The following is a 3,312-nucleotide window of genomic DNA, read 5'->3' on the forward strand; positions in this document are numbered from 1 at the left end:
GCCGCGAACAGGCGTGGTGGCGCCGGCCGGGCGGAGGGCTGACCCGCGGTGGCGTCGTGGCGGTGGCCGCGGCGGCGACCGCCACGGGAAGCCTCGTGACCTGGATGCTGGCGGCCCTCCTGCTTCCCCTGGGCGGACCGGGTGGCCCACAGGCCCAGGGCGCCCTGGGCGGAACGGGCGGACGGGGCGAGGCCGGTGTCGTCGTCCACAACGCGGAGGAGGTGTGCCGGAAGCCCCGCACGCACAACTGCGCCCTCTCCCTGGCCTACGACCCCTACCGCCCCTACGTCAGATCCAACGCCGCGGGCCGGGTCTGGCACCACGACCTGCTCCAGGCGCGCTGCACGGTCGCCGACGGCGTCACCGTCACCGACGAGAACGGGAAGCACAGCAGCATCTGGATCCAGGTCACCCGCGACGACGGGCCGGTGTGGCTCCCCGGCATTCGCGTCGCCCCCGACGAACTCGACCAGCTCGCCCGGCTGCTGCCCCGCTGCACCCCCTGACGCGCACCGGTCTACCGAGTCGGCTCCTGACCCGGTGCTCCGCCGAACCGGTCGGCGGCCAGTTCCTGGTTGAGCGTCTGCAGGAAGTCTGCCACCGTGGCGAGCTGCTCGGACGTGAACTGCTCCATCGCCGCCTCGGTGCTGCGCGCCAGCGGGCTGAAGTACTGACGGGCCAGCGCGCGGGCCGCCGGCTTGTACTCCAGGTGGACGACCCTGCGGTCGGCGCTGTCGCGCGTCCGGCCGATGTGGCCGGCTCGCTCCAGCCGGTCGATGCAGGCGGTGACCGCGCCGGAGGTGAGGCTCAGGCGCTCGGCGAGCCGTGAGGGCGTCATCGGGCGGCCCTCCGTGACGGCGGAGTCCATGACGGCAGCCAGAGCGTGGACGTCGGTGGCGTGCAGACCGTGGCTGTGCGCGAAGGAGTGCGCGCGCCGGTTGGTCTCGCTGGTCAGCGTCCGCAGCAGGACGGCGAATGCCTGCAGGTCGTGCGCTGTGTCGTTCCGGCTCTCCGGACTGGTCCGTTCCATGACTCCATTCTAAGATCTCTCGATTGTTGAGATACTTTATCTTTGAGATATATTGACCTTCGTCCTTCGCTCCGCGTCCGTTGGGAAGTGCATGAACACCCTGCGTCGACCAGTCCGCCTGCTGGTCCCTCTCGTCCTCGTCGTCGTCTGGCTCGGCCTCGGAGGAGCCTTCGGCTCCTACGCGGGCAAGCTCGGGGAGGTCGCCACCAACGACCAGGCGGCGTTCCTGCCGCAGAACGCCCAGTCCACCAAGGTCATCGAGGAGCAGAAGGCCTTCAACCAGGAGGAGACCCTCCCGGCGATCATCGTGTGGACCGCCGAGGGCGGCGGCCCGGTGGACAAGGCCCAGCAGAAGGCCGCCACCGGGCAGCTCGCCTCCCTGGCCGAGGCCGACGGGGTGGCCGGCACCCCCTCACCGGCGCTGCGTTCCGAGGACGGGGAGGCCCTCCAGGGCGTCGTCCCGCTGAGCCCGGACCTCGGTGACCGGCTCGCCGAGGTACTGGACGACGTCAAGGCGGCCGCCGCCGAGGTGCCGGGCACCCGCGCGCAGCTCGCCGGTCCGGCCGCCACCCAGGGTGACCTGAGCGAGGCATTCGCCGGCATCGACGGCATCCTCCTCGGCGTCGCGCTCGCGGCCGTGCTCGTCATCCTGCTGCTCGTCTACCGCAGCGTCCTGCTGCCCTTCACCATCATCATCAGCGCCGTCTTCGCGCTCGGCGTGGCCTGCGCCGTCGTGTACGTCCTCGCCGACCACGACGTCGTGCGGGTCGACGGCCAGGTGCAGGGCATCCTGTCGATCCTGGTGATCGGCGCGGCCACCGACTACGCGCTGCTGCTGACGGCACGCTTCCGCGAGGAGCTGTCGCACAGCGGGGACAAGGTCGCCGCGGCCCTCGCCGCCACGCGCGGTTCCTTCGGCGCGATCACCGCCAGCGCCGCGACCGTCGCCCTGGGCCTGCTCGCCCTGCTGCTCAGCGACCTGACCAACAACCGCGCGCTGGGCCCGGTCGGCGCGATCGGCATCGTCTGCGCGGTCCTCACCACGCTGACCTTCCTTCCGGCGGTGCTCGCCCTGATGGGCAAGGCGGCCTTCTGGCCGGCCAAGCCCCGCTCCGCCGACGCGGAGAGCGGCGGCCACGGAATCTGGCGGCGGGTCGCGCACCGGGTGGACGCCCAGCCGCGACGGCTGTGGCTCGGCACCATGGTCCTGCTGGTGGCCGGGGCCGCCTTCTTCCCCGCCCTGCAGTCGAAGGGCGTGCCGCTCGACGAACTCTTCGTCAACGACGCGCCGTCGGTGGCCGCACAGCAGGCCCTCGGCAAGCACTTCCCCGGCGGCTCCGGCCAGCCGGCCGTGATCATCGCGGACGCGGACGAGCGGGCGGACGTGACCGACGTCGCCGCCGCCACGGCCGGGGTGGCCGACGTCCGCGTGGTCACCGAATCCGGCAGGCCGGACGCGGCGCCGCTGGTGGCCGACGGCCGGATCCGCATCGACGCGACCCTCACCGCCGCACCCGACAGCGACGCGGCCAAGGAGGCCGTGAGCGCGCTGCGGGAACGGCTCGACAAGGTCGACAGCAGTGTCCTGGTCGGCGGCTACACCGCGCAGCAGTACGACACCCAGAGCACCGCGGAGCACGACCGTACCCTCATCATCCCCGTCGTCCTCGCGATCATCCTGGTCATCCTCGTCCTCCTGCTGCGGTCCCTGCTCCTCCCGGTGCTGCTGGTGGCGACCGTGGCACTCAACTACCTGGCCACGCTCGGCATCGCCGGGCTGGTGTTCGAGCACGGCTTCGGCTTCTCCGGCACCGACGCCTCCGTCCCGCTGTACGGATTCGTCTTCCTGGTCGCCCTGGGCGTCGACTACAACATCTTCCTGATGTCCCGCGTCCGGGAGGAGACGCTGCGCCTGGGCACCCGGCAGGGCGTCCTGCGCGGACTGGTCGCCACCGGCGGGGTGATCACCTCGGCCGGTGTCGTCCTGGCGGCCACCTTCGCGGCCCTCATCGTCATCCCGCTGGCCTTCCTCGCGCAGATCGCCTTCATCGTGGCCTTCGGCGTGCTGCTGGACACCATCGTGGTGCGCTCGCTCCTCGTGCCCGCCCTGGTGCGCGACATCGGACCCAAGGTCTGGTGGCCCAGCCGCCTGGCCCGTGAAGCGGCGGACGCGCACGAGGACCAGGACGGGCCGGCGGCTGAGGCCGAGGCGGTGGAGGCGCAGGCGAAGCCGAGCTGATCCGTGGCGGGCCCTGGTGGCAGGCCGTGGCCCCGGCCCCGCC

General features: G+C 72.2%; 2 protein-coding genes and 1 pseudogene. 2 read left to right on the forward strand and 1 reads right to left on the reverse strand.

The features are described 5' to 3' along the window. Window positions 1-506 (forward strand): annotated as a pseudogene (locus tag ACOV8S_RS09640) (helix-turn-helix domain-containing protein); the annotation flags it as partial. An 11-nt stretch (window positions 507-517) separates the two neighbouring features. On the opposite strand, the gene ACOV8S_RS09645 reads toward ACOV8S_RS09640, so the two are convergent. Continuing rightward, window positions 518-1,030, reverse strand: a complete 513-nt coding sequence (locus tag ACOV8S_RS09645; protein ID WP_448317290.1) for a MarR family winged helix-turn-helix transcriptional regulator — start codon at window positions 1,028-1,030, stop codon at window positions 518-520. Between the two features lie 91 nt (window positions 1,031-1,121). Between ACOV8S_RS09645 and ACOV8S_RS09650 the strand changes: the two genes are divergently transcribed. Then, complete coding sequence (locus ACOV8S_RS09650; protein ID WP_448317291.1) at window positions 1,122-3,269, forward strand: MMPL family transporter; 2,148 nt, start codon at window positions 1,122-1,124, stop codon at window positions 3,267-3,269. Window positions 3,270-3,312: the final 43 nt, after the last annotated feature.

The organism is Streptomyces sp. CO7, assembly GCF_053474865.1.

Excerpts from the sequence above, each read along its gene's own strand:
- ACOV8S_RS09645 (WP_448317290.1), bottom strand. The coding sequence starts at position 1,030 with ATGGAACGGACCAGTCCGGAGAGCCGGAACGACACAGCGCACGACCTG.
- ACOV8S_RS09650 (WP_448317291.1), top strand. The coding sequence starts at position 1,122 with ATGAACACCCTGCGTCGACCAGTCCGCCTGCTGGTCCCTCTCGTCCTC.